The organism is Luteibacter sp. HAY1-4A (genome assembly GCF_056755355.1).
Window position 1 is genome coordinate 1 of record NZ_JBNDHZ010000012.1, and the last position, 25278, is coordinate 25278.

Genomic DNA, 25278 nt, shown 5'->3' on the forward strand with positions numbered 1-25278 from the left:
AAGATGTGTATAAGAGACAGTTCCGGCCCTGTCCGCAGGCGCCGAGCCGGTGACCGTGCCGCGCAGCGACAAGACGCTGGTGGAGATCATCAACGCGACCATGGGCACACTGCCCAACGCGATGGATGCCTTGTCGGACAAGCTGCCGGGTGGCCTGCATCCCACGATCGATGCCCCGTCCCAGATCGTGCGCAGCATGCCCTTCGTCACCCGTGACGGCTTCCGGGTCAGCGCTTTCGAAGCCCGCGGCATGGACGAAGGAGGCGACGTGCCCATCGTCCGCTTCACCTCCATCCAGCTCGAACAGCGACCCTGCTTCCAGCGCGCGGGACTGGGCGAGGCCTTTCACGCCCCGACCTCCGAAACCGCCCTGCCATCCGCGCCCTCGATGCTGCCCAACCGCTACCTGGTGATGCAGATGCCTTGGGGCCGGTTGTCCTTCGGCACCTCTCAGGAAAGCGGCGGCTGCGTCATCGCGATCGTCGGCGACGCCACGGGGGGACTGCCGGGCCTGCGCATGCCGTTACCCCTGCCGCAGCCAACGACCGTGCCCGGCATGCCCGACCTGCGCCGCACCTGGCCGATGCCACCCGCGGGCGCTTATTCCTTCGAATAAACCCGGGCGAACGGGGCGGCGTCTCCGAGGATCGCCTTGATGCGATCCTCCGTCACGGCCTCCGAGAACAGATAGCCCTGCAGTTCGTCGCATCCGGCTTCCCGCAGGAAAAGACGCTGCTGTTCCGTCTCCACACCTTCCGCCACCACCGACAAGCCGAGTGCGGCGCCGAGGTTGGAGACGGCCCGCACGATGGCCGCCGAGTCGTCGGCGGTCGGCGCCAGCTGCACGAAGGAACGGTCGATCTTCACTTTGTCGACGTCCAGGTCCTTCAGCAAGGTGAGGCTCGAATACCCTGTGCCGAAGTCGTCCAGGGAAATGCGCACGCCGGCGCGCCGCAGGCGCTTAAGGAGGCGCACCGTCGCCGCGTCCGCATTGACGATGGCCGTCTCCGTGATCTCCAGTTCGAGCCGCTCCGCCCGCATGCCGCACGAAGCGAGCGCGTTGAACACCATGTCCGCGAAGCGGTCGTCGCGCAATTGCACCGCGCTCACGTTCACGGCGACGAACAGATCGTCGAGCGGCGCGAGCCTCGTACAGGCTTCGCGCAATATCCATTCACCCAGCGGACCGATGAGGCCGGTTTCCTCCGCCACCGCGATGAACTGCACGGGAGGCACGGCTCCCAGGCGCGGGTGCCGCCACCGGGCAAGTGCTTCGACGCCGACCACCTTGCCGTCAGCCGCCCTTACCAGCGGCTGGAAATGGCATTCCAGGCCTTCTCCCGAACGCAACGTCTCACGCAACGCCAGTTCTACTTCGCGTCGGTGCGCGAGCGCCGAGTCGAGCTCGTCGGTGTAGACGACGTAACGGTTGCGGCCACGCTTCGCTTCGTACAGCGCACTGTCCGCCTTGCGCGCCATCTCGCCCGATGCCACGGCATTGCCGTCGATGTGCACGATGCCTACCGAGGTGCCGATGAAAGCCTTGTTCGCCGTCACGTCGAACGGCATGGCGGCGAGAATGAGGATACGCTCCGCCATGGCCGCCACGTCCAGGTCGCCTCCGCCCTCCACGAGCACGGCGAACTCGTCGCCGCCGATGCGGGCGACGGTATCGGTCGTCCTGACCAGCCCGCGCAGGCGCGCCCCGAATTCCACCAGCAGCTCGTCGCCAGCCTGGTGCCCGTAGGTGTCGTTGACCCGTTTGACGCCGTCCAGATCGAGGTAGAAAAGGACCGAAGTCTCGCCACCGCCGGCGGCGCGGGCGATGGCCGCGTCGAGCTTTCCGAACAAGGCGGTCCGGTTCGCCAGTGCGGTCAAGGCATCGTGGCAGGCCAGCCACCGCACCTGCGCCTCGGTTTCGCGTAATTCGGTAATGTCGGTGACCGAGGCCAGCACGTGCGGCTCGCCATCCAGTTCGATACAGGTCTTCCGGGTGAGAAGCGTGCGGACCCGCCCCTGCAGGTCCGTGACCGCCTCTTCGGTCTCCACGACCTCGTGGCTGCGCAGCACCGCATCGTCGCCGGCGGCGAACCGCGCTGCCTGGTCGGGCGGAAACAGCTCGTCGTCGCGCTTGCCCAGGACGTCGGCAGCGGACACGCCAAAGCTTTCGCAGCCTATCCGGTTCACGAACACCCAGCGATGCGAGGCATCGCGCACGAACATGGCCGTGGGCATCAATTCCAGCACTTTCGACCAGGTGCCCAGATCGTGGATCACCGCAGCCCCCTCCCCCGCCCGACGGTCTCTGCCGGGCAATGTGCGGCTCCCGCCGTGATCGCTATGTGTGCATATCAAAAGAAAAACCAAAAGAAAGGGCCCCGAAGGGCCCTTTCGGCTCTCGCGTGGATACGCGATTACTAGGGCTGCGTGGCCACGGATGCCGGGGAGTTGCCGACGGGCACGGTGGCAATCACCTTGTTGCGGAACGGGTCGAGCACGGAGACGTCGTTCGAACCCGTGTTCGTGACGTACACCCGGCCGGTGGAGCGGCTGACGGCGACGGACTCCGGTGAGTTGCCGACGGGAACGGTAGCGAGCGACTTCTTGCTGAAGGGTTCGATCACCGAAAGCGTGTTGTCCGCGAAGTTGCTGACGTAGACCGGGGTGCCGACGACGCTGGTCGCGACGTCGTACGCGCCGTTGCCCGCGGTGACGCTACCAACCACGGTGTTGTGCAGCGTTTCCACGACGGTGACGTTGTTGGACGCGATATCCGGTGCATACAGCAGCGCGCCGAAGGGACCGATTCCGAGACCGAAGGGAATGCCGTTCACCAGCACGGTGTCCACCGTGCGACCCGCACGCGTGTCGATCACGGATACGGTGCCGTCGCCGATGTTGCCCGTGTAGACGCGGGCGCCGAGCGGACCGGCGGCGATGCTGAGCGGCGTGCTTCCCACCGGGATGCTGGACGCCACCGTGTTGGTGGCGGCGTCGATCACCGACACGGTGCTGTCGCCGGAGTTGGCGACGTACACCTTGGCACCGCCGTCACCCACCGTCACCGCCGCGGGCGTGGAGCCGACCTGCACCTCGGCCGACACGATGTTGGTGTCGGCGTCGATCACGGATACGGAATTGGCCTGGCTGTTGACCACATAGACGCGATGGCCGTCCGGACTGACGGCGGCGGCCACCGGCGTGAAGCCCACGGTGATCGTGGCGGTCACGCCGTTGGTGGCCATGTCGATCACCGACACCGTGTTGCTTCCCTGGTTCACCACATAGGCGTGGTTGTTCTGACCGGCCGATGCCGGCAAGGCCGCCCCGGCCACGAGCAGCGGAAGCGTGCAACGCGCCGCGGTCGCGAGCCAGCCGTTCCTGGACGCCGATTGTTGAGTCGTCATGCGAGTACCTCGAAGATGGATGAGAGCGCTACAAGCGCCTGGTCCGATCCCAAGCGCGCGAGCAGACGCTATTCCCGCGCGGTGACGATTTGGCGATGTCCATATATCCGCGCTCGTGACCGTTTGAAGACCTTCCTACCGGCGGGCGGCGACGGAATCGTCGGCGTCGTTGCCGTGGTTCCCCTCGTCGACGGCTCCGGTTTCGCGCCATCGCAGCACGCGGTACGCCCGTGGGTCGCCCGGTGCGTTCTGCAACGCGAGCGTCGCCTCGATACGAACCAACAGGCCATCGGGCATCGTGGCTGTCGAGACGACGGTGACGGTTCCGCTGGACGGCAGGGAGGCCATGGTCCCTTCCGCATGTCCGGGCACGGAAGGAAGTCCGCCATGTTCCGGGTCCATGGCACGCACATCGGCCACATAGGACTCGGCGGCTTGCCTCCCGGCCCCGGTCGCCGCGGCGACGACGATTGAGGGCGCATGCGCGAGGTTGGGTCCCGAGGTGGACCACAAGGTCAGCCCGGGTTCCATGCGATCCACGACGTCGCCGGGCAGGCCGGGCACGCGGCGCAGCTCCTCGATGCTGGCGAAGCCACCCTTCGCCAGCAGGCTGTCCGCGAACCGCTCGCCGCCGCTTCCCCAGCGAACGATGGCGTCGCGCCAACGCGGCGCTTTCTCCGGATCGCCTCCCACGGCCAGAAGCAACGCAGCAATCTGCTCGGGCGTGGCCGTGTTGAGGTTGAGCTTTCCATCTTCGTCCACGATGGACACCGCGACGTCGACATCGTCCACGCGCAAACGATACGTCCGTCCATCCACCGCCCAGCGTTGGCTCGCCTGGCGGGCGCGAAGACGATAGGCCGCCTGTTCGATACCCGCTTCCGCCGCATAGAGACCCTTGGTCTGCAGATACTGGCCGCGGGCTTGCGTGCCCTCCACCTTGGCGCTGCTCGCCAAAGCGCCGAGGGTGATCGCCGCCAGCGTGCATCCCCAGAGCACGACGAGCAGCGCGACGCCGCGTTGCGCGCGCGTTCCGGCGAAGGGAATCACGGTGCCGCTCCGGTCGTGGCCAGCCGAACGTACGCTTCGCGGTCGTTGACGGCGCCGGCGTCCATGCGCAGCGGCACCACCAGTGTCGGCCAATGAAGACCGGGACGCAGCGTGAGTTCGATGCCGACCAACGTCGGCATGCGCTGCTCATCCGGCCATGACGGCTGCCAGGGCAGCACGCGACCTTGTTCGTCGCGCCCACCGTAGACGAGACGACCCGATGCGATATGTTCCAGCAACATCTCCGGCGACGCCGGCACCACCTTGGCACCGCTGCGCGTCGGAAGCGGCGCGAAAGCCACCTCCAGGCGTTGATCGCCCGGCTCGCCGACCAGCGAAAGCGTCTGCAATTGCAGCCCCTCGTTCGCGAGGTATCCCGGGCCGGGCGCAACGAAGGTTGCCGCCTGTTCGTTTCCGCGAAACACCACGGGATGCTTGTCCTTTCCCAAGGCCCATGGGTAGGGAAGCGCACCGGAAAGCGCCCTGCGGAGATAGTTCTGCGTGGCCCGCATCTGGTCGAGCCGCTCCGTCGCGGCGAGGCTGGCATGCGTGGATCGCGCAATGGTCTCCAGCGAAGCGAGCACGCCAAGGAGCAGTAGCGCGAGCAACGCCAGCGCCGCCAGCGTTTCCATCAGGCTGAAGCCGGATGCCCGCTTCACGAATCGCCCCTCGGCGGATCGCGTGGAGGAAGTTCGGACACCACGCGTTGCGTGACGAACCGCGCCGATGCGTCCTTCCCCTTCTCGCGCCATTCGACGGTGAGCGCGATGCGGTAGAGCCGCATGGGCGTGACGGTCGGCACCGCGGACTCCGACGGCGGTTCGGTCACCGTCATCGTCCAGCGATAGGTGTCGTCGAACCGGCCTTCATGCGTTCCCGTCGATCGAAACTCCGTTACAAATTGCCGGTCGAGAAAGCCGCTGGCCCACAGCGACGCTTGCGTGTAGTCGGCGGCGCGTGCGTTCAACGCCATGGATGCGCCCGCGGCCTGCATGAGCGCGCCAAAGCAAAGCGCCAGCAGGAACATCGCGGCCAGCGTCTCCAGCAGGCTGAATCCTTGCACGCGCCACGGTCGCATCGTCTTTCCTCCTCCTTCGTCGAGCATACGGCGAGGCACGTTTCGGCCCGATGTCAAAAAAGAAAGGGCCCGAAGGCCCTTTCCGCTCATCCATGACTCATCCGTGACGGTCCGATCCGTAATCGATCAGAGAGTGATGCAGGTGTTGATCTTCGACGCGGCCGCCGGAGCGGTGACGAACGCGTAGCCCGTGCCGCCACCGGTGGCGGTGCGGTTGCCGACGAGCGTGGCGCCCACGCGGCGGGTGGTGCTGTAGGTGTAGGACATCAGGTCGCGCGTGGCGGCCAGATCGCTACCGTTACCCTTCTGGTTGAAGATCAGGTTCGACACGGCGAGGATCGGGTAGCTGGTGCCGACGCCCTTCGCGTACGTGGAGGGATCGGCCATGACCATGCAGCCGGCCGTGGTGGCACCGACGAGCGCGTCGACCTTCGGCGTACCCGGAATCAGGCTGCCACCGGCGGGATTCCAGCCGTTGATGACCTTGTCCACCGCAACGGTCGTGAACGTGAGGGCGTCCGGCAAATCGGTGTACGGGTCCTTGCCGTTCACCTTGGCGACGTGAGTGGTGGCCGAGACAGTGGTGTGCTTGAAGTTGGCCGACTCGGCGTAGCCGATCGCGCCCGCCGTGTTGCTGATGGCGGTCACGACGCCCGGGTTGCCCTGACCGGCAATGGAACCCGCCGGCAGCGTGAACTGAGCGGTCACCGTGGCAAAGCTCTGGTCGGCCTGGAAGAACTTGCCGCTCGGGAGGGAGGTGCAGACGTTGCTGAGATGGTTGGCGAACGAGAACGTGGTGCCGCTGCCATCGCCGCGATAGGCGAGAACGAGCGTGCGGCTCGGCAGCGGAAGCGACGGGACGGTGTTGAAGTCCGACGCCGTGAGCTGGTTCCAGTTGGTCACCTGGCCCGAGAAGATGCGGCACAGGCCGGCATCGGCGAAGTCGAGCGAAGCCACGTCCGGGTTATTGAACGCGACGGCAACCGAACCCACGATGGCCGGGAACTGCGACGGCTGGCCGTACTTGGTGGCCTTGTTGCCGAGGTTGGTGCCATTGCCGAACCAGTTGAACTCATTCTGCGACATGGGCGCGTCGCTGCCCACGAAGTGCGGATCGACGATCGAGGTATCGGCGCCGAAACCGGTGGTCGCGCTCGCCGCGCCGGTGCAGGCCTGACCGGCGCCACCCCAGGTGGCCGTACCGTCTGAGTGATCGAAGATCTTCTTGCCGCCGCCGCTGCCGGTCTGGCAGTACGACACGCTGTTCGTCGGCGAGCTGGTGCTGGCCCAGTTACCCATCAGCGAAGCCGTGTCGACCGACGAACCCGGCTTGCCCGACACGTTGCTGGAGAAGACGGGCGACACGGCGCCCGACGTGGTGAAATTCCAACCAACGTAACCACCGGCAGGCAGCGTTGCGCCACCGCCACCCACGTTGGTGCTCATCGCTGCGCCGGCAGCGGTCAGACCGAGCGTCATCAATACGGCGCCAGCGAGGAGCTTGGCGCGGGTGTTCCCCATAGCATTGCGCTTGAACATGGTGTTACCCCTAGTCGTAAGACCTCCTTCTTGGAGGCCTTACGAGTATTCGCTTCGTTATTGTCCCGGCCATGACGTGGTGATGTCCTTCGACATGCCAGAACGGTTACACGGTTAACGTACCGTTGGCACAAACCACGTTCATGACACGTCGCATGACAACGAAGGCCTGATTCATTGCACGAGTCGCGCGCGCTCCGCCGGTGTCAGTCCGTCTCCCGCGGCACCTGCGCGGCGAACGACCTGCACCGGGCTTGCACTGTCGTAACCGGCACCGCGTGCCTTGTCGTCGACACTCGCACTCGGATCGCCGCCGATCACCTGCACCGAGATGATCGAAGGTTGCCGGTCGCGCGCATCGGCCTGCTGCTGGCGCGCCACGTCTTCGGCGGCCTTCGTGGCGGCGGACGCGGCGGAACTCGCGGCGTTGAGCGCACCGACATTCACCGCCTGAACCACGGGCAGGCCCACGGCATCGCCCTTCACCTGCACGTTGTCCGCATTCGCCACATGCGCCGCGGCCACGACGAGGTTGCCGGAAACGCGTATGCCCGCGTCTCCCGCGTCCACCGTGCCGCGCGGAGCCATCAGGTACACCGAACCCTCCGGTGCATCCGGAATCGTCTGCAGCGTGGCGATGCCGGCGCCGCTCACCTGGCCCGCCGCATCCTGGAAGCACCATGCATCGACCGAGCACAGATAGCGCACCGGCGGGATCTCGCTGTTCGTCTTCGCACCCTTGCCGGCATTGATGTCGCCGTTGGAACTCCAGATCGTCACGTCGCCGCCCTGCTCGGTGAAGATGCGGCTCTGCGCGAGCAAGGTGCTGCGATCGGTGAACAGCGAGACATTGCCTCGCTGCAACGTGAGGATGCCTTGAGTGTTCGGGCCCGCGAGCACGTCGCCGGTGACGCTGTTCGTGATGACCGGCGGAGCGGAAGCGCTGCCCAGCAATGCTTCGCCGCCTGGCGCGACGATGGAGACGTCCCCGCCACGCTGCGTCTGGATCGTGCTGCCGCGGATGTCGAGGTCACCCGTGCGGATGGTCTTCTCGGCACCATTGCCGCCGCCGCCAAGGCCGTTGGCCGTATAGCCGAGCGATGCGGGGAACAACGTGTTGAGCGCCTCATAACCTCGGGCGTATTGGTTCGCGAAAGGACTCGACACGTCGTTGTAGTCCTTGCCTACCTGCGCGAGCACACGGAACAGCGTCTGCTGGGTGAAGATGGCCTGCGCTTCGTCCGGAAGCGCCTGGAACCGTGCCCAGGCCTGGTCGACGCTGTAGTCCGGCACGTGACTGTCGGCGACGAGTCCCGTGTTCACCGACAAGCCCGCGTCGTAGTTCTCGACGAATGCCACCAGCGCGGCGGACGCATCATCCAGGCCCGGCGGCTTGACCGCCGACGGGTCGATATAGCGCGCGATGAAGGCGGCACGGTCCACGCCCGGTGCGACCCCGTACGAGACGATGAGCGACGCACCCTGGTCGGGAAGTGCGGCATTGTAGATATTGCCAACGGAGTCGATACCCGTGTACTGAACGCCCCCTGCCGGCGCCATGAGCGCCTTTACGCCAAGCGGCGGTGTATACAGTTCACTTTGCGACGCGAGACGCCCCAGGTTCCGGCCGGCTTCCACGGAGAGGTAGCCCGGCCCGGCCTGCGCGATGACCGCCAGGGGATTGCCCGTCTGCTCGCCGAGCGGCACATCGGCGAGCGGTCGATCGACGATGTCGCGACCGGCCTTGATCACCGAAATGTCGGCGTTGTGGAGTTGTTGACCGAGGTAGGCGAGATCGACGATGTCCCGGCCGGCCTCGATATGCGCCACCTTGTTCGGCATCAGGAAACTTGCGTTCACGCTTGCCGCGCTGCCATTGACGATGTCGCCATCAAGCGCGTAGACCCGCACGGGATCGGTGTCGTCGGCGTGCCAGGCATCGGTGGCGTGAAAACCCGATTGTGCCGCCGCGACGGTCAACGTCTGTCCCATCAGATAACCACTCTGCGGCGCACTCGCTCCCGACGTGAGCCCCAGCGGCGTAAGGTTCAAGGGAGAAACCAGGGAACTCAAGGGGGCGTCGATCATGCCCCATGCGGGACGATTGGTGACCTGCCCCACATTCGCGAGGTCGAAGGTCACGTTACCCCGCGCAAGCAGTTCCAGGTTGCCGTCCCTGGACGGATAGAGTTCGCCGCTGCCGAGCAAGGTCAAGTCGCCGTTAGGAGATGCGAAGCGCACCGAGGCCGGCAACATGTCTCCGGCCGTGTCGGCAAAGAAACTCGCCGACGGTATCAGCCCGGCGGTGAACAGCGAGATCGGTGACGCCAGGTCGCCGTAGGCCACATCGCCCAGGAGGGACGTGATGTCGATGCGGGACGCCGCCGAATAGTTCTGGCGATCGGGATGCCCCGCCGAAGCGAGTGCCGACACCGCGTTGCTGTCCAGCAGGGACGGATTGAAAACGCCGCCGAGGTCGACCGTACCGACACCCTGGACCGTGACCTGGCTGTCCTGCATGCCGATCAACGTGGAAACCGGCATGGTCGCCTCGCGATTCAGCGGGGTCGTATACGACACGGAAAAGTCGCTGCCGATCCGGCCGCCGGCTTCGATGCTGCCGCGGCCGTGCGCCACGAAATAGGTGCCACTGAGGATGTCGCCACCCGCACGCACGTCGAGGTCGCCGCCACCGAAGGTCTGGAGGCTGCGCGCACCGGAGGCGTCGGTGTCGATGATCCAGGTGCTGGGCAGCGACACCGAAAGCTGACGGATGTCGCCCCCGGCCTGCACGCTGACGTTGCCGCCGACGCTCATCAGGCCCTGGTCGAAGCCGCCGAAGTTGATCGACGATCGCGTTTCGCTGTTGTTCGTCTGCATCCACGGCCACCAGTACTGCGCCGTGTGCGTACCGGCCGTGCCTGTGAGGTCGCCGGACGTGTCCACCGCGTCCTGGATGCCAACGATGTCGCCGCCCGCGTGCAGATCAAGATGGCCCGCACCGTCCGGGTTCACCGGGCCGGTGAGGACCAGTTCCGGCGTGGCCGACTCCTCAAGACCGATATTCGTCGACGGCCTCAACAGCGATACGGAGTCGTCGGCCGTCGTGCCCTGCACCGGCGCACCCGCCGTGTACACTGCCGCGGGCGCCCTTTCATCCGTCCAGCGGATATCGCCGGCCGCCGCGATCTCGATGTCGCCGGTGCCTGTGCGCACGACGGTGGGTGCGGCAAGCACGCGGTCCGTCTGTGGGTCGGCGTAGTCCGTATGCCCGGACAGGTGCACCGCGCCGAGGCTGCCTGCGAGCGTGGCTCCCGGATCGGTCGATGCGAGATCCGCGCCTGCCGTGAGGCGATAGGTGGAACTGTTGCCGCCCGTGAGCGTCGCGCTCAGGATCGGCAGCGGATTGCCGGCCACCGCCTGGGGCGACGGACCGTTGTCGACCGGCGCGGCCGTAGGCGCGATCACGTCAAGCGTCGTCGGCGGTCCGTCGAGCGTGACGAAGTCGAACGGCATGGTAAAGGTGTCCTTGAAATCCGTGGACGTGCCTGCCGTGACGAGGTACCCCTTGTAGCCGGCGAGGTAGGACGGATACTCGTTCAGCACAGTCGGCCGTGTCGGTGCCGGCGGCGCCTGTACCGAGGGATCGAGCAACCCGAAACCAAGCGAGAACGAAATCACCGTGGCGGGCGTGACCGGCGTCGGACTGTTGGGATCGCTGAATTCACCGATGCCCGACGTCAGGTACTTCGCGTACTCCACGTATTGGCCGTAGTACTGCTTCACGGCCTCGGAATCGCCGTCCGTGAATTCCTCCGGCTTCGCGAACAGGCCGTCGATCGTCTCCGTGCCGTTGGCCTGGCTCACGATCGTCTCGTACCACATCTTGGCCTCGTCCTGACCGGCCTCCGGCGCCTTGCCGCCCGTGCCACCCGCGCTGCCCTCCTGGTAGAAGCCGTCGGTGATGCTTGCGCGGATGTCCAGGTCGCCCTCCGCGCGCAGACTCAACGCGGGAGCCTGCGCACCGTAGCGATAGGCAAGGTGCAGCGTGCCGTCCGCATCGCGGGTGCCGGCGCCGAGGTTCCAGTTCGTGAGCACCGCGATGCTGCCATCGTTCCAGGTGGCGTCGCCGTTGCGCAGTTCCACGCCAGGGCGCATGGCAAGCGTCGGTGCCGCACCCTTCAGGCGGTTCTCGAAGGTGAAACCCGGCGCTTCGATGAAGCCCATCAAGGTGCCCGCGCCCTGGCTCTCGTCACCATTGCGGTAACCGTAGAACGAGGTGTGCGCCTGGTTCGCCGCCGACGGGGTGAAACGATAGCGCGCGAGGTAATCGGCAACCTGCGCCGCATCCGCCGGATCGGGGCCCGGCACGACATTGCCCGCATCGTCCATGAAAGTACCTGCCACGAGCATCGGCTTGCCCGTGGACGGATCGGCACTGAACCATCCCGCGGCGTCCACCAGGCCGTCGAAGTGTTTCGCAGGATCGGAGGACGAATCGCGCGTATCCCACACGGCATAGGCTTCGAGCGAAGGCTCGCGCGTGTACGACAGGTCCACCTGCGGCGCAATGTCGACGGGCACGTCGCCATCGCTCAACAGCGGTGCGCGAAGGTAGAGCTTGCCGTCTCTACCGGTGCCGCTCTGCACGATACGCGCGCCGGCGCCGATACGGATGTGGCCGGCATCGGCCCGCTGCACGTTCTGGTACCCGAACACATCGTTCACCGTACCGTCGCCGGTGCCGCCGGTGCCGATGGCGATGTCGCCGCCGTCCTTCCCTGCCGCGGAAGCACTCGTGGCCAGGCTACCGTCGACGTCCACGCCACGTGCACCGAACAGCTTGATGCTGCCGCCGAACGTGCCCGAGGCATCGACATCGCCCGCGACGCTCACGCTGCCACCATCGGCAGTGAGGTTCACGGCATGCGCGCGCAGCGTCTGTCCGCCGCCGAGCGAGAGATCGCCACTGCGCGTGTGGACAGTGATCGAACCGTCCATGCCACCCGCGTCCGCCCTGCCGGCGAGTGCACCCAGGTCCAGCGAACCGGCGGTGTCCAGGGACAGCACGCCGCCGAGGTAACCGGTGGCGGCGTGACCGGCCAGCGTTCCGTCGAGGAGTGCGCTGCCTTGCGACGCGACCACGGTCAGGCGTCCGGCACTACCGGCGCTCTTCCCGTCGGATGGACTACTGACATCGATCTTCGATCCAGCCGACGTCACGATGTTTCCCGCGTCCGCCTGCAAGTTCACGGAGCCACCGGGTATCGGCACGGTCGTGTCGATGAACGGCAGTGCGAGGCCGCTGGCATCGATCGCCGCGTGATCGCCCAGGTGTACATCCCCTTCGCTGGCATGGAGGGACACGCTGCCGCCCGGCGTTACGATGGCGGTGTCGAGATCGATGGAGCCCGCTTGCAGGGCGAGCTTTCCGCCCGCGGTGCCAACGGTGGCGAGCGTCCCGCCGTTCCCGGACAGCTGCATGGCACCGGTCGTTTGCATGCGGTTGTCCGCGCCAAGCGATAGTGCGAAGCCTGGCGTGGCGACATCGACGTCTGCCGCGCCGAGATCGATCACGCCGACGCCGGTGCCATGGACGCCGCGGGTGGCGTTCGCCGCGAACTGCGCGAAGCCGCTCAACAAAGTGCTACCTCCTCCGAGATACAGGTCCGCCACGTCCACGCGCAGGCTGCCGTCGCCGGCCAGGGGCGCCGCGGACGTACCGCCGGTGTCGTTGCCGATGGTGAGCGAGCCGGCGGCGAGCGACGCGTGTCCGCCGTCGCTCAGGATGGTCGGCGCGCTCAATGTCAGCGCGTTCGCCACGCTTAGCGTGGCGTCGCCGATGAGGTCGATGGCCTTGCGCCCCCTCAGCGTAAGCTCGTCGCTCGCCGCAAGTTGCGCAAGCGTGCGCGGACCGATCAGCAGGCGGCCCGCCTCGTCCTGGGGAGCTGGATCGCTGCCGGTCAGGCCGATGCGGGATGCGGTGACGTCCACTGCCTGCGCATGCAGCGTGGCATCCGGGGCCAGCATGGTGAGCCCGGTGGCATCCATGCTGATCGACATCGCGGCCTCGATCACGGCACCGGCCCCTACGACGAGATCCCCGCCGGGCATACCGGCCGCTCCGTCCAGTCCGGTGATGTTCGCTCGCAACACCGGTGCCGCGTCCATACCCGATACACGTAACAGGGCGCCATCGCCACTGACGCCCGGCGAGGTGTCGCTGGCGGTCTGTCCGATGATGAGGGGCGCCCCGGCCTTATCGCTGCTGGCCGTCGCGCGGAGCACGCTGCCATCGTCCAGGGTCACGCCACCGCTTCCGTTCGCGGCGAGGATGATTTCACCGCCCTGCAGGGGATGTGCCGCGTCGTTCGACAGCAGCACGTGGTTGGCGAGCACGTCGACACGATCGCCGTCGTCGGTACTCGAGCGCTTGCCGCCGATGAGCAGGCTGCCGGCTCCCAACGTCGACAGCTCGTCGGCCGCCACGTGCAGATAGCCCTCTCGTGTTGTTTCGCCACCGCCCACGATCTGGATCGCATCGCCGGCAATATCCACCTGCGAGCCACGGCCACCCTTTGCCGGATCGGCGTCCAGTGTTGCGCCCAGAGTCAGCGCCGCGGTGGCGGCGATGGACAGGCGCCCCGCATCCGCACCGAGGCGGGGTACGACGTCGCCGTTCGCGTCCGCCTTGTCGGCGAAGAAAGTGGCGGCCGAGGTGAGCGCGTATTCCGAATACTGTCCCCACGTGTCCGCCGATTGCACCGTGAACGAGCTCGCGCGTGCGTCTCGCGCGCCAGTCAGGGCGTTGGTGAAGTAGCCGGTGACCAGGTGGCTGCCGTCGGGCGCCGTGCTTGCCGATCCCGGCACGGGATCCTTGACGCCCGTGTTCTGCACGATGCGGTACGCCCCCGGCAGGGTCGCGTAACGCGCGGGAAGAAGTGTGTACACGCCATCGGCCAGGCCGGGGACGCCGGACAGGTACACTGCCTGCCCCGCCTGCGGACCGGCGCCCATACCGAGTTCCAGCGCCGTATCGTGTGCGGACAACGGCGCGTCGTAACCGGGCAGGATCGCGTAGATGGGCCGGCCGTCCGCGTATTGCGATTTCCTTTGGCCTTCCTGCGACGTGCTGTAGTCGACATAGGTCTGCGCGAGGACATCGCGCGACCCTCCGGTACCGGGAACCCACTCCACGGCCTGCAGGTCGCCACCGCCCGAGAGGTCCACCACCGCACCGGCATCCAGGGCGATGGAGCCGCCGGCGATGGCGATGGATTTCTCCGGCGGCCGAACGACCAGCGGCTGATTGCTGCCGTCGGCGTTTTCGTAATGCCAGTCCTTGCCGTCGACGGTCGTACCGTACGGCAACGTTGCCCCGCCAAGCGACACGGAGGTGACGCTTCCCGCCCCCAGGTGCACGTCGCGCGCCGAGACGACCGGCAGCGCATCGGGCAGACCGAGCGCGGTCTTCATCGCTTCCGGATCGTCGGTGCCGAGCACGATCGAGCCCGAGGGTACCCACACGGTGCCGTCCTGCTCGATGTGGTCCGCGGCTACCGCAAGCGTGCCGCCGGCGCTGAGTGGCGTCGTGCCATCGCGCCGTGCCGAGGGGTGGAAGGACACCGTGGTTTCGGACGACGGATGAGCCGCATCGATCAGGAACGAGTAATGCGTCACCGGGTACAACCGGCTGGCCGTGAAAGCCAGATTGCCCGTGCTGTAGAGCCAGCCCGTGAGGTTGGTGCTGGTGTCGGTGGCGGGCACAGTGAAACGGATGTCGCCCAGGGCATTGAATGACGCCTGGCTGAAGCCCGCAAGGTTCACGCGGCCGCCCAGATCGATAGCCTGGGCGTCCACATTCAGGGTGCCGCCATCGAGCGTGCTGGGCGCGGGCGCTGCCGCCAGGGCTCTCACACCCAGGATCGCGACGTAGGGCGCTTCCAGCGACACCGTCCCGCCTGTGCCACTCACGCCATCCGCCGGTGTACGCGCATCGGCGCCGATGGCCGAGAGACCGACCGTCTGCATCTGGATGCTGCGACCCGTGCGTAGGGATACGTCCCCCGCGAACGCGATCGAGAGGCCCTGCAGCACCGTCGCGTCACCGCCGTCGACGGGCCGCCCGACGTAGAAGTCATCCACGCCGCTTCCCGCGAGCCTGTTCACGTCGAAGCGCACGTCGCCGCCGTCGCCCTCGTCGAGCGCAGTGGAAGCGAAAGGATCGCTTCCCTGCGGAAGGCGCCACTCGTCCTGCGTGAATACGAGCAGTCCCTGATTGCTGCTGGACTGCGACCTGCCGGTTCGGGTGGAAATCGCAAACTGACCGCCGGATGCCAGTGCAGCGCCACCGCGGGCATCGATCGTCCCATCGAAATACAGACCCGCGTTCGTCTGGATGTCCAGGGTGCCGCCGTCGCTCCAGACAGGCGTAGCCACATCGGACACACTTGCGATGCCCGCCCGCCGTCCGCTTGCCGGGAGATCGTAGGTGTCGCTGGCACCGGAAACGACAACGCGCGAGCCGCGCTCGGCCACCACGTCATGGTCCGAGTACAACTGGATGCTGCCGCCATTGAGGACCACACCGTCGCGCCGCAAGGCGGTCGCCGTTCCATCGCCGGGTAGCCTGCCCGCGCCGGGGTCCCGAAGCGAGATGCCGCTTGCATCCAGCACGCTGTCGGCACCCAGCCACACGCTCCGGTTGGGCGCATCCAGCTTGCCGATGGCGACGCTTACATTGAGATCGTGCAGCGCGATCGAGCCCCCGCGCGCCACCAGCGCACCGTCGACGACGACGCTGCCGGTCGCAGCGAGGGCCACGGTGCCGCCCGCATCCACGCCGACGCGCGCACCCTTTCCGATGATCACGCTGGATCTGACCCCCGGAAGGTCGACACCCGACCAGGCCCGGTAGATGCCGGCCTGGACTGCCAGGCCATCGCCGGGCTGCCGCTGGGTGTAGCGAACATACGGGTCGAGTGTGCCCGATGCGGCCACATCCCCTTGCCCTGTGGGTCCGAGCAGACCCGAACGGCTGCCGACGCCCAGCAGTGCCGTCCGGTCGGCCAGCATCGCCCTTGGCGCCACCGCGACCTGCGCATCGGGCGCTACGGTCACGTCCGTTTCCGCCAGAAGGTTGTAACTGGAGAAACCCAGCGACGAGAACATCGAGGGGTCGAGGTAGAGGAGCGCGATGCCGGGCGTTGGCGACGTCTCGCCGCCGATCTGGATCTCCGGGGCGTGCAGGGTCAGCTTGCCACCGCCTGAAAACCCTTCGGCCACAAGTGTGGAACCGAGTTCGATCGCTCCGCCCAGAATGTCGGATGGCTGGCCTGATCCGAACGTGGCGAAGCTCATCTGCGCCGTATCGACGTGGGTCTGCAACGTCACGTTGCCACCCCTGCCTCTCGGTACCGCACCGTTCATCGAGAGCACGCCGTCGGTACCGACGTAGCCGCCGCCGGACACGTCGATGACGGACCCGCCAGCCAGGTGAATGTCCGGCGTGATATCGGGAACGTTCGCACGGCCGCTGGTGAAACCGGTCAACGTGACACTGCCACCGTCGATCCAGTGATCGCCTTGCGCATCATCCATTGTCCGGCCCGCATCGTTCACCCACAGGCCGCTCGCGTCGAGGCGTCCCCGTGCCCCCATCGTGATGGCCGAGGTGATGGATTCCTGTCGGTTCGGCTCCGTGGCACGCGCCGAAAGGTCGATCGAGCCGCCGTGCGACACGATCCCGCCTTCGATGTCGACGTTGGTTGCGGTGAGATCTACTTCGCCGCCGTTCGTTACGTGCAATTCATCGCCGTCCTTCACCAGGATTGTGCCCGCGGTGCTGATGCGAACCTTGCGCAGGCCCGCATTGTCGATCATCGCCGTGGAGAGGCTGCGCCACGATAGCGGGTTGTTCGGGTCGGCGGGGTCGCCACCCTTGACCGGCCATGGGTCGTCCGCCGTTATCTGGGGAGCGTATGCCTCAAGCGGCACGTGCTCCGCCTGAATCACGAAGTTCACGGAATTGGCGAGGGACACTCCACTCAAGGGATTTTGCTTGGAGAGCTCGATCACATCGATATCGAGCGAGCCACCCATCGGCTCGTTCCTGCCACGCACCTGCTCGCGCCCGGCATAAGCGTGCGCGCTCACGTCGCCGTCGAGGATCACATCGTTGATGAGCGTGTCGTTGTCGCTCTTTCCAACCGAAAGCGTACCGGCGTCCCCCCCATGGATGAAGCCCGGATCCCAGCGGCCCGTATTGGCCAGCAGCGGATTGTTGTAGGTCTCGGTGACGCCCCAACGGGAATGATTCTGGCTGTAGACACCCGCGAAGCCGGTGTAGTCGACATTGGGATCCGCGGAAGCGATGTCGTAGATAAGCCCGTTGCTGGCCTGGAGGCGGGGCGTGGCGACGTAGCCCGGCAAGTAATTGAGGAAGCCGCCCTCCAGCCGCAATTGGGCGCCGGTGCGGACGATACCGCCCTGCTGGAAGGCGATATGGCCCGCGCGGATCATCAGCTGGTCGACGGTGCGCGGCACGGTATTCACGTAGCCCGCAACGTTGAGGATTGGACTGCCCACCCAGTCCAGGCCGTCCGGGCGCGTCCCGGCGCGGGTGCTGTCGATCGCGACATTCTTCGCGGAGAACAGGAAGCTGTCGCGCAGGAGCGGCGAGTTGGCGAGTTCGTTCAGGCCCACGCGCGGAATGGTGACGAGCAAGGCCGACATCGGCAGCGTGACGTCGGCAAGTCCGGACACATCGATCGTGGCGCCGCTGTCCACGTAGGCGTCGCGATGGAAGGTGACGTTACCTGCCGGCACCTCCACCAGCGCCCCGGGCCGCAGCACGGTCTTCATGTTGAAGTCCACGTTGCTCGTCACGAACGCCGCATCGGCATCCGGCGACGACGTGGTGGTTTCCCCGTTCTTCTCCGGCAGCACCGTAGTGACCGACGTTGGACCGAGGCTGAGCACGGACGAGAAATTCTGTTGGCTTCCCACGTCGAAGCGGATGCTGCCTGGATGGCTGAGGCTGGTGGAAGAGACAAGCACCCCATCCTGCTGCATGTCTTCGCCGAGCCACTGGATGCGCCCTTGCCGTGCCTGGATCAGGCCCGTGTTGGCGATGACGCCATCCACTTTCTGCGTGCTGAAGGGCGCAACGACATCCAATCCGTTGGCCGAGGAATTCGTCGCGAGCCGGAGGCTCTGGACTGCCGCCAGGATCACCTGTCCGCTGTCTGCGACGATCTGGCCACCTTGTTCGATGCGGGGGGCCGAGAGCAAAGCGTAGCCGTCCTTGGAAGCTGAGATGATCGCACCCTTTTCGACTTCCACGGCCCCTCGTTGCGCATCGGGCCGTCCCGCATCACCGCTGTCGGTGAGGATGTCCACCGAATTGCCGAGGCCGAGGATATTCTCCGGATCCGCCGCGCTTCCGATGCCGTACTTCAGGAAGAATGCGTTGCTCTTCGCCACGTCGCTGGAAAAGAGGTCGAGTGAACTCGCAAGCAACGAGTGCGTATCGACCTGTGCGCCGCCGCCGAAGATCACGCCATTGCGGTTGAGCAGGTAGACCGTGCCCTCCGCCTTGATCTGGCCCAGGATCTCGCTGGGCTTGCCGCTCGGGTCGTTGACGCGGTTCAACGCGATCCACTGGTTGCCGCCGTTCGTCTGCGCGCCACCGGTCTGATCGAAATGCACCGTGGTCTTCCGCCCCACGTTGAACGACTCCCAGGTCATGATCGCCTTGGATTTCGTCTGCTTGATCTCCACGGTGGTGCGTCCGCCGGCTACCGACTGCGTCGGCGCGTTGGCGTTCTGCCACAGCGTCGGATCGGTACCCACGCGGCTGTCGACCTTGAGGCCGCCGGCACCCAGGCCGTCCGGCACGTTCGAGGCCAGCGCCTGCGCAGCGGCCTGGGCGCTCTTCTGCGCACTCATCTGCGCCGCGACGGCCTGGGCGGCCGCGTCGAGGTTTGCGATCGACTGCTGCACGCGCTGTTGCAGCATCACGTTGCCGGGCGTGAAGACGTTGCCGCCGTTGCCCACCTGGCCGCTACCGGTCCCGCTCGTGACCGGGCGCGCGGCACCCACTTGCTTGCCGGCGAGCCAGCCGGGACTGAACGCCGCCTGCGGCGTGGCCGCGTGAGCCGCGCCACCGCCGAACAGTGCGAGGGCGATGAAGTGGCACATCGCGCGCCGGTGCAACGCCGGTCGCGGCTTCGCGGGCTGGCTGGAACGGCTACGGGCGGGAACCTGGGTGCGTACGATCATGACTGGCCTCGGAAACGGTTGCGGCGTGTCTGCGCCGCGCTGTGTATCGGCAACGATCAGGGCGCGTTCCCGCCCGCGAAATCGCCGGTCATCGTTGCCACTTCGTCATTCAATTCCGGTAGCGCGGCGAGTTCCTTGAGCTCGTCCTCGCTGAGTTCGCGCAGCACCGCGCGGATCGCCAACCGGCGCCCGTCGTGGAGCCACGCGTTCAACACACTCGCGATCGCGCGGATCGTGGGCAGCGCGGTATCGTCCAGTTGCGGCTTGCGATGGCGTAGCCTGTCTTCCACGGCGTACAGCACACGCGAGCCGAGGAAGGCCGACGACTCGCGCACCAGCTTCTCCAGCGCCTCGCGCGAGCAACGGTCCATCAGCACCTCCGCCGCCCGGCCCTGCCGGGCCGAATAAAGCTGGCGAAGCATCTCGGCCAGGGCGTGCATACAGGTCATGCCGCAGATCCGCGCATCCGCCGCCGCGCGTGCGCGCGAGCTGCGTGGGCGCGATACGTGGTACGCGGGCGGCGACGCGAGATCATGGTCGGGATACATGACCCACCTCGCCGCCGACACGGAACGCATGGGGACGTCCTTGTCCGGTGCGGTGTCCGATGCCGTCCCTTGCGCCCCACCACTGGGCTAACCCGTTCCGCTTCATGGCGTGGCCGATGCCTGGCCGGCCCGCGGATCGAAGCGCTGCTCGTAGAGCCTGTCGCCGAACGACTGCGCCGCGTTCTCCAGCTTCGCCCGCGCCTTCGCCGCGAAGGGCTGGCGCGAGGCGACCACGTCGGCCATGTCGATGTTCTCGTAGGCCGAAATCACCTCCTGGCCCACGCGGTACATCTGCACGTTGCGCGCCGTGCAGGCGTCCACCTGCCCCTTTGCCGCGTCGAGTTCCTTCGCAAGCTTTGTCCGTTCGGCTTCCGCGGTACGCAAGGCCACGGCCGCGGAACCCGCGTCGGCCTTGCCGCGCTGCAACTCGGCCTCGGCGGCCTCGCGCTTCTGCCGTTCGGCGGCGATGGCGCGGATGGCTTCGGGCGACAGGCCCGTGGCGGTCTTCGCGCCGGCACGGGCCGCTTCCGCCGCCTGCTTCGCCTCGTCGCGCTCCTTCTCCAGTGCCGCCTTCTCCGCGGCCCATTGCGACTGCTGCGCCTGCAGGTCCTGCAATTGCGTACGTGCTTCCCGCAGCTGGTCGCGGATGCGGCTTTCGAGACTGCCGGTCTGGGCGAAGGCCGCCGGCATGACGGCGAGCAAGGCCAGTGCGATGAGGGTGCGTTTCATGTCGCCTCCTTAGAACCGCGCATTCATTTCGAGCTGGAACACGTCGATGGAAAGCGGCGGGCCGAAGACTTCCTTCGCGTTGAAGTAGCGCGCGCTCAGCCATGCGTACGGCGAGATGCCGTAGCTGCCGCCCAGGATGAAACCCTTGGCGTTGGTGCCGCCCAGGTGGAAGTCGGTGTCGGTCAGGCCGTCGAGCGTGGCGTCCGGCTGCAGGTACTTATAGGCAAGGGCCACGTTCCAGTCGCCGGCCGCATGCGGATTCACGTCGCCGAGCGTGGCCCGGACCATCCAGCCCACCGGGCCGCTCTTGTACGTGCCTTCGCTGAAGTCGCCGGCACCGAAGTTGTTCACCAGACGGCTCAGGCCCACGTCGCTGCGGAAGGCGTCGCGACGGTGGTACGCCATGTTGCGGATGTAATCGGCTTCCAGGCGCAGCGGCGTATCCGCCACCTTCATGTCGAGTTGCGTATTCGCGTCGGCCACGTGGTAGTCGTAGACCAGCCCCACGTACTGCGGCTGCGCGTAGCTCGTCGGCGAGTTCGGGTCCGGCACGATGTCGCGGATGAGGAACAGCGAGTTGCCCTTCTGCATGAAGGCAGAGCGGGTCGCGTCGGTGTCGCAGAAGCTCACGCCGAGGTAGATCGAGCACGGCGAGGACAGCTCCCCACGCATGTGGTCGAAGCGGTAATAGGCCAGGGCCAGCTTCCATTCGGTGTCTTCGTTGAACTTCCAGCTGCCGCCGAGCTGCGCACCGGTCATCCACTTGTCGCGGCTGGCGTTCTTGATGCCCTGCTGCGAGGGGAAGTCGTCGGCCTGGTATTCGATCGGGAACATGCCCACGTTCGCGAACGCGCCGATCTCGTCCGTCATCGGCACGTTGAACTTGCCGACGATGCCGTCGAAGTTCAGGTCGTTCGAATACACGAGGTCCGTGCTCATGAACGGGTTCGGCATGCGGCCGCCGATCACCTGCGCCCACGGCGTCGGCTTCCACGCCAGCCACGCCTGGTCGAGCCAGAGATCCTTCTTCGCCAGGCCCCCGCCGAGCGTCTGCGTGGTGGACACCGGGTTGTTGACGTTACCGGTGCCGATGCGGATGCTGGCGCTCACGTTCTCGCCCAGGTCCACGTTCACGCCGAGCCGCGCACGGATGCGCAGCGAGTTGGTGCGGTTCTCCCTCGTGTTGAGCAGCGGCGGCGGATTGACCCCGTTGAGGTCGTACGGCCCCGTGCGATTCAGCTGCGCGAAGTCCACCACGGGATAGGCGTTGCCCTTGTCGTAGTAATGGAATTCGTCGCGCACGCGCATGTCGCCCGACCAGCTGATCCGGTCGAGCCAGCCCGGGAGGGCACCCGGTTCGGCCCAGTGCTCGCTCTTGGCCTGCGCCACCACCTCCTGGCGCAACTCGTCCTTGATCTGGTTGCGCACCACCTCGGGCACGTAGGTCACGCGTACCTGCCCGGGCACCGCGGGTGCCGCGTTGGCGGTGCCGGCGAGTTTCTGCGCCTGCGCGGCCTCGGCGTTCGCCTGCGCGATGAGTCCGTCCGCATCCGACTGGGTCAGCACGCCGCGCTTCACGAGCAGGCGCACGAGATTGATGGTGGCGTTATCGGACGGTGCACTCTGTGCGTGCGCGCCGCCTGCGCAGAGCGCCAGCGCGATGGCGGCGGTCAGCATGGCTCGCGCGGGACGGTGGCGGGCCTTTCCGATGGTCATGCGAACTCTCCGGGTATGTAGTGTGTTCAAGGCGCTCATGCGGGACGCTTCCCGCGAATGGCGACGCGCAAGGGGAAGCGCAGCGACGACGGTGGCGCCACCTCGATGCGAGGCATGGCGCGCAAGGCGTCGATCAGGGCCGCGTCGGTCTTTTCGTTGCCGCTGGAGCCCACCAGTTCGGCGCGCGTGAGGCGGCCTTCGGCGTCCAGCCACACGTCCGCGCGCACGTCGAAGACGAGCCGGTTCACCCGGTCGTCGCGCTGCACCGCCTGCTGGATCGCGTAGCCGAGGTACTGGTTGTAGCTGCCGGTACCGGTGCCGTTCCCGCCGCCCGAGCCCATCATGCCGCCGCCGTCGCCCGCGCCGATGTTGAAGGCGTCGGTACCGGCCTGGGCATCGCCGTTGATCGTCACGTTCTTCGCGACGTCGTTGCTCGGCTTCGGCGCGTCGACCGGCTTCTGCGGTATGTCCTGGGGTTTCTCCACCGGCTTCATTTCTTCCTCCACCTTCTTCGGTTCCGGAGGCTTCTCTTTCGGGGGCGGGGGCGGCGGTGGCAACGGGGTGATGGTGGCGATGCGCGGCGCTTCGCGACGCACGCCGACGCTGCTGCCGGCGAAATGCCAGACCAGCGCGGCAAGCAGCAGTACGGCTGCCCCGCCGAGCACCGGGCCCGGCCAGCGTCGCCGGCGTCGGCGATGGAAAGGCTGCGTCGTCACGCGCTCATCCCTTCGGCGACTTGCCGGTGACCAGGCCGACCTGCGGCAGGTCCACGCGACGCAACAGGTCCAGCACGTCCATCACCTTCTGGTACTGGACCGTGGAATCGCCCTTCACCACCACCGGGAAATCCGGATTGATGGCCTTCAGCGCGCGGAGGCGCTGCTCGAGCTCGTCGATGGTGACCGGATAGGCGTCCAGGAACACCTGGCCCGAATCGGCGATGGTGATGGCCTTGGTCTGCGGCTTGGCCATGCTCACCGCCGCACTGGCCTTGGGCAGGTTCACCTTGATGCCCTGCACGGACGCCGTGGTCATGATGATGACGATCACGAGCAACACGTACGCCAGGTCGAGCATCGGCGTGATGTTGATGTCGTCGTACGGCTTGTCGTCGTCTTGGGCGCGCATCGTCCCGTCCTCAGGCCGCGACAGCGGAAGGCTTGGAGGTGCGCTGCTGTTCCGCCAGTCGCGTCACGAACTCGTCCACGAACACCTGCATGTTCGCGGTGACGTTCTTGTTGCGGATCAACAGATAGTTGTAGCCGAACAAGGCGGGAATCGCGACGAACAGGCCGGCCACCGTGGCCAGCAACGCGGCGGCGATACCGGGAGCGATGGCGTTCACGTTGACGTCGCCCGCCGCCGCGATGGCGGCGAAGGTGATCATCACGCCGACCACCGTGCCCAGCAGACCGAGGAACGGGCCACCCGAGATGGCGATGGTGAGCAGCACCATCGACTTGGAGAGAGCCTGGTTCTCGCGCACCAGCACCGAGTCCATGGTGGCGCGGATCGCCTCGATGGATTCGGACGCGATATGGTCGTGGCCGTCCTCGTCGCGGCGGCTCCAGACTTCCGCGGCACCCACCTTGTACAGGCGGAAGAGCGAGGCGTCGCCGAGGCGCGCCGCGGCGGGATCGCGCGAGAGCGCGAGGATGTTGCGGCCTTGCTGGCGGAACGCGTCGAGGAATTCCTCGTTCGCCCGGGTCACCTTGTTCACGTATGCGGCGCGCTGCCACATCACCAGCCAGGAAATAGCGGCCATGACGAGAAGGATGCCAATCACGACCCAGGCGTCGGCGGTCACCGACTTCACGATGATGCCGAAATAGCCGAAGCCCACGCCCGACTGCTTCTCGTCCGCGCCATAGATGAGAAGCTTCGACTCGGCGCCCTGCGTCTGCGCGTCCACGGCGATGAGCGTCGCGGAGCGCGCAACGCGCGAGAGCCGCACCTCGTCCAGCATGCCGGTAAAGGGCACGGAGCCATCGGACTGGCCCGCGGCGTCGCCACCGAGCGTGGCCTGGCTGGTCATGGCCGGCAGTTTCGCGTCCAGCTTGGCGTACGGCCGGCCGTCCACGTACAGCGCGATGTCGTTGCCGCTGGCCGTCACGGCGAGGTGCGCCCAGCCACCCGGCTTGATCGCGTCGCCCGCGGGCGTGACAGCGTCGTTCACCTGGACGAAGGGCACGCCATTGTCGAGGCCGACGAGCAGCTTCTGCTCGCCCTGGTGCCGCGCATACAGCAGCGTGCGGCCCGCTGGCATCGGGTCCGGCTTGACCCAGCCGCTGAAGGTGAAGCTGCCGCCCTCGGCCACGTTCATCGACACGCTACCCGGGAGCGTCACGATCTTCGAACCGTCGAAGCGCGCCGCCTTGCCGATGATGCCGTCGGCAATGAGGATGTCGTTTCCGACCGCGTTGTTGGCATAGGCCGTGGCATCGTGCGGCGGCGTGCCGGCTGCTTCCTCGAAGTGGTAGACGGCCGCATAGTCGGCGTCGAACACCGCGCCCGCCTTTTCGCCGCCCTGCGCCTTCGGGTTGCCGTAGTACATCCAGATCTGCTGCTGGCTGTCCGCGGCGATCTGCGGCACGTCAACCCAGACCAGTGCAACACCCAGCACCGGATCGAAGCTCTCGATCTGGTAATTCAGCGCGGTCTTGTCGTCGGACGCGACAAAGCGCACGTCCGCACCGGTTTCGGAAACGCCGTCGAAGGTGAAGTTGCCCGAGTGCAGGCGAACCAGGAGCGGCACGCGTCCGGCCGCAGTCGCCACGTTGCCGCCCTTCGCGGTCGTGTCGACGGTAATCGCCTTGCGGAAGGCGAAGTCCTGGTTCCACCACGAGGCATCCGCATACGCGGACGGCACCCAGCCGAGGAGCAGCAAGCAGGTCAGTAGCAAGAGTCGAGTCACGGTAATACCCCTGGA

15 protein-coding genes are annotated in these 25278 nt (G+C 66.7%); 2 read left to right on the forward strand and 13 right to left on the reverse strand.

Annotated features, from left to right (window positions below; translation table 11 throughout):
• The first annotated feature begins 49 nt into the window (after window positions 1-49).
• Window positions 50-616 (forward strand): hypothetical protein, encoded by a 567-nt coding sequence (locus ACPYOD_RS05630; RefSeq protein ID WP_481300751.1) that lies wholly within the window; start codon window positions 50-52, stop codon window positions 614-616.
• Here the strand turns inward: ACPYOD_RS05630 and ACPYOD_RS05635 are convergent.
• From ACPYOD_RS05635 to ACPYOD_RS05670, 8 genes are all read right to left on the reverse strand, one after another.
• Window positions 601-2277 carry a putative bifunctional diguanylate cyclase/phosphodiesterase gene (locus ACPYOD_RS05635; protein WP_481300752.1) on the reverse strand — a complete coding sequence of 559 codons (1677 nt, stop codon included), beginning with the start codon at window positions 2275-2277 and terminating at the stop codon, window positions 601-603. The genes ACPYOD_RS05630 and ACPYOD_RS05635 overlap by 16 nt on opposite strands.
• A gap of 140 nt (window positions 2278-2417) precedes the next feature.
• Window positions 2418-3407: a YVTN family beta-propeller repeat protein gene (locus tag ACPYOD_RS05640; RefSeq protein ID WP_481300753.1), complete on the reverse strand. Its 990-nt coding sequence runs from the start codon at window positions 3405-3407 to the stop codon at window positions 2418-2420.
• A gap of 135 nt (window positions 3408-3542) precedes the next feature.
• On the reverse strand, window positions 3543-4457 hold the full coding sequence (locus ACPYOD_RS05645) for a type II secretion system minor pseudopilin (protein WP_481300754.1): 915 nt from the start codon (window positions 4455-4457) through the stop codon (window positions 3543-3545).
• A complete protein-coding gene (locus ACPYOD_RS05650) occupies window positions 4454-5116 on the reverse strand; it encodes a prepilin-type N-terminal cleavage/methylation domain-containing protein (RefSeq protein ID WP_481300755.1) in 663 nt (220 codons plus the stop codon). The genes ACPYOD_RS05645 and ACPYOD_RS05650 overlap by 4 nt, the downstream gene beginning before the upstream one ends.
• Window positions 5113-5535 (reverse strand): type IV pilus modification PilV family protein, encoded by a 423-nt coding sequence (locus ACPYOD_RS05655; RefSeq protein WP_481300756.1) that lies wholly within the window; start codon window positions 5533-5535, stop codon window positions 5113-5115. The genes ACPYOD_RS05650 and ACPYOD_RS05655 overlap by 4 nt, the downstream gene beginning before the upstream one ends.
• A 126-nt stretch (window positions 5536-5661) precedes the next feature.
• Window positions 5662-7074, reverse strand: a complete 1413-nt coding sequence (locus ACPYOD_RS05660) for a substrate-binding domain-containing protein (RefSeq protein ID WP_481300757.1) — start codon at window positions 7072-7074, stop codon at window positions 5662-5664.
• 174 nt (window positions 7075-7248) lie between these two features.
• Window positions 7249-19356, reverse strand: coding sequence for a filamentous haemagglutinin family protein (locus tag ACPYOD_RS05665; protein WP_481300758.1), 12108 nt, complete (start codon window positions 19354-19356; stop codon window positions 7249-7251).
• A 56-nt stretch (window positions 19357-19412) separates the two neighbouring features.
• Window positions 19413-19805 (reverse strand): hypothetical protein, encoded by a 393-nt coding sequence (locus tag ACPYOD_RS05670; protein ID WP_481300759.1) that lies wholly within the window; start codon window positions 19803-19805, stop codon window positions 19413-19415.
• Here ACPYOD_RS05670 and ACPYOD_RS05675 point away from each other — a divergent pair.
• Window positions 19804-19995 (forward strand): hypothetical protein, encoded by a 192-nt coding sequence (locus tag ACPYOD_RS05675; RefSeq protein WP_481300760.1) that lies wholly within the window; start codon window positions 19804-19806, stop codon window positions 19993-19995. The genes ACPYOD_RS05670 and ACPYOD_RS05675 overlap by 2 nt on opposite strands.
• A gap of 11 nt (window positions 19996-20006) precedes the next feature.
• Here ACPYOD_RS05675 and ACPYOD_RS05680 read toward each other — a convergent pair whose 3' ends face one another.
• The 5 genes from ACPYOD_RS05680 to ACPYOD_RS05700 are packed head-to-tail and all read right to left on the reverse strand — an operon-like array spanning window position 20007 to window position 25263.
• Complete coding sequence (locus ACPYOD_RS05680) at window positions 20007-20633, reverse strand: hypothetical protein (protein WP_481300761.1); 627 nt, start codon at window positions 20631-20633, stop codon at window positions 20007-20009.
• A 9-nt stretch (window positions 20634-20642) separates the two neighbouring features.
• Complete coding sequence (locus ACPYOD_RS05685; RefSeq protein ID WP_481300762.1) at window positions 20643-22349, reverse strand: putative porin; 1707 nt, start codon at window positions 22347-22349, stop codon at window positions 20643-20645.
• Between the two features lie 35 nt (window positions 22350-22384).
• Window positions 22385-23065, reverse strand: a complete 681-nt coding sequence (locus tag ACPYOD_RS05690) for an energy transducer TonB family protein (RefSeq protein ID WP_481300763.1) — start codon at window positions 23063-23065, stop codon at window positions 22385-22387.
• A gap of 4 nt (window positions 23066-23069) precedes the next feature.
• Window positions 23070-23477 carry an ExbD/TolR family protein gene (locus tag ACPYOD_RS05695; RefSeq protein ID WP_481300764.1) on the reverse strand — a complete coding sequence of 136 codons (408 nt, stop codon included), beginning with the start codon at window positions 23475-23477 and terminating at the stop codon, window positions 23070-23072.
• Between the two features lie 10 nt (window positions 23478-23487).
• Window positions 23488-25263, reverse strand: coding sequence for a DUF2341 domain-containing protein (locus ACPYOD_RS05700; RefSeq protein WP_481300765.1), 1776 nt, complete (start codon window positions 25261-25263; stop codon window positions 23488-23490).
• Window positions 25264-25278 lie beyond the last annotated feature (15 nt).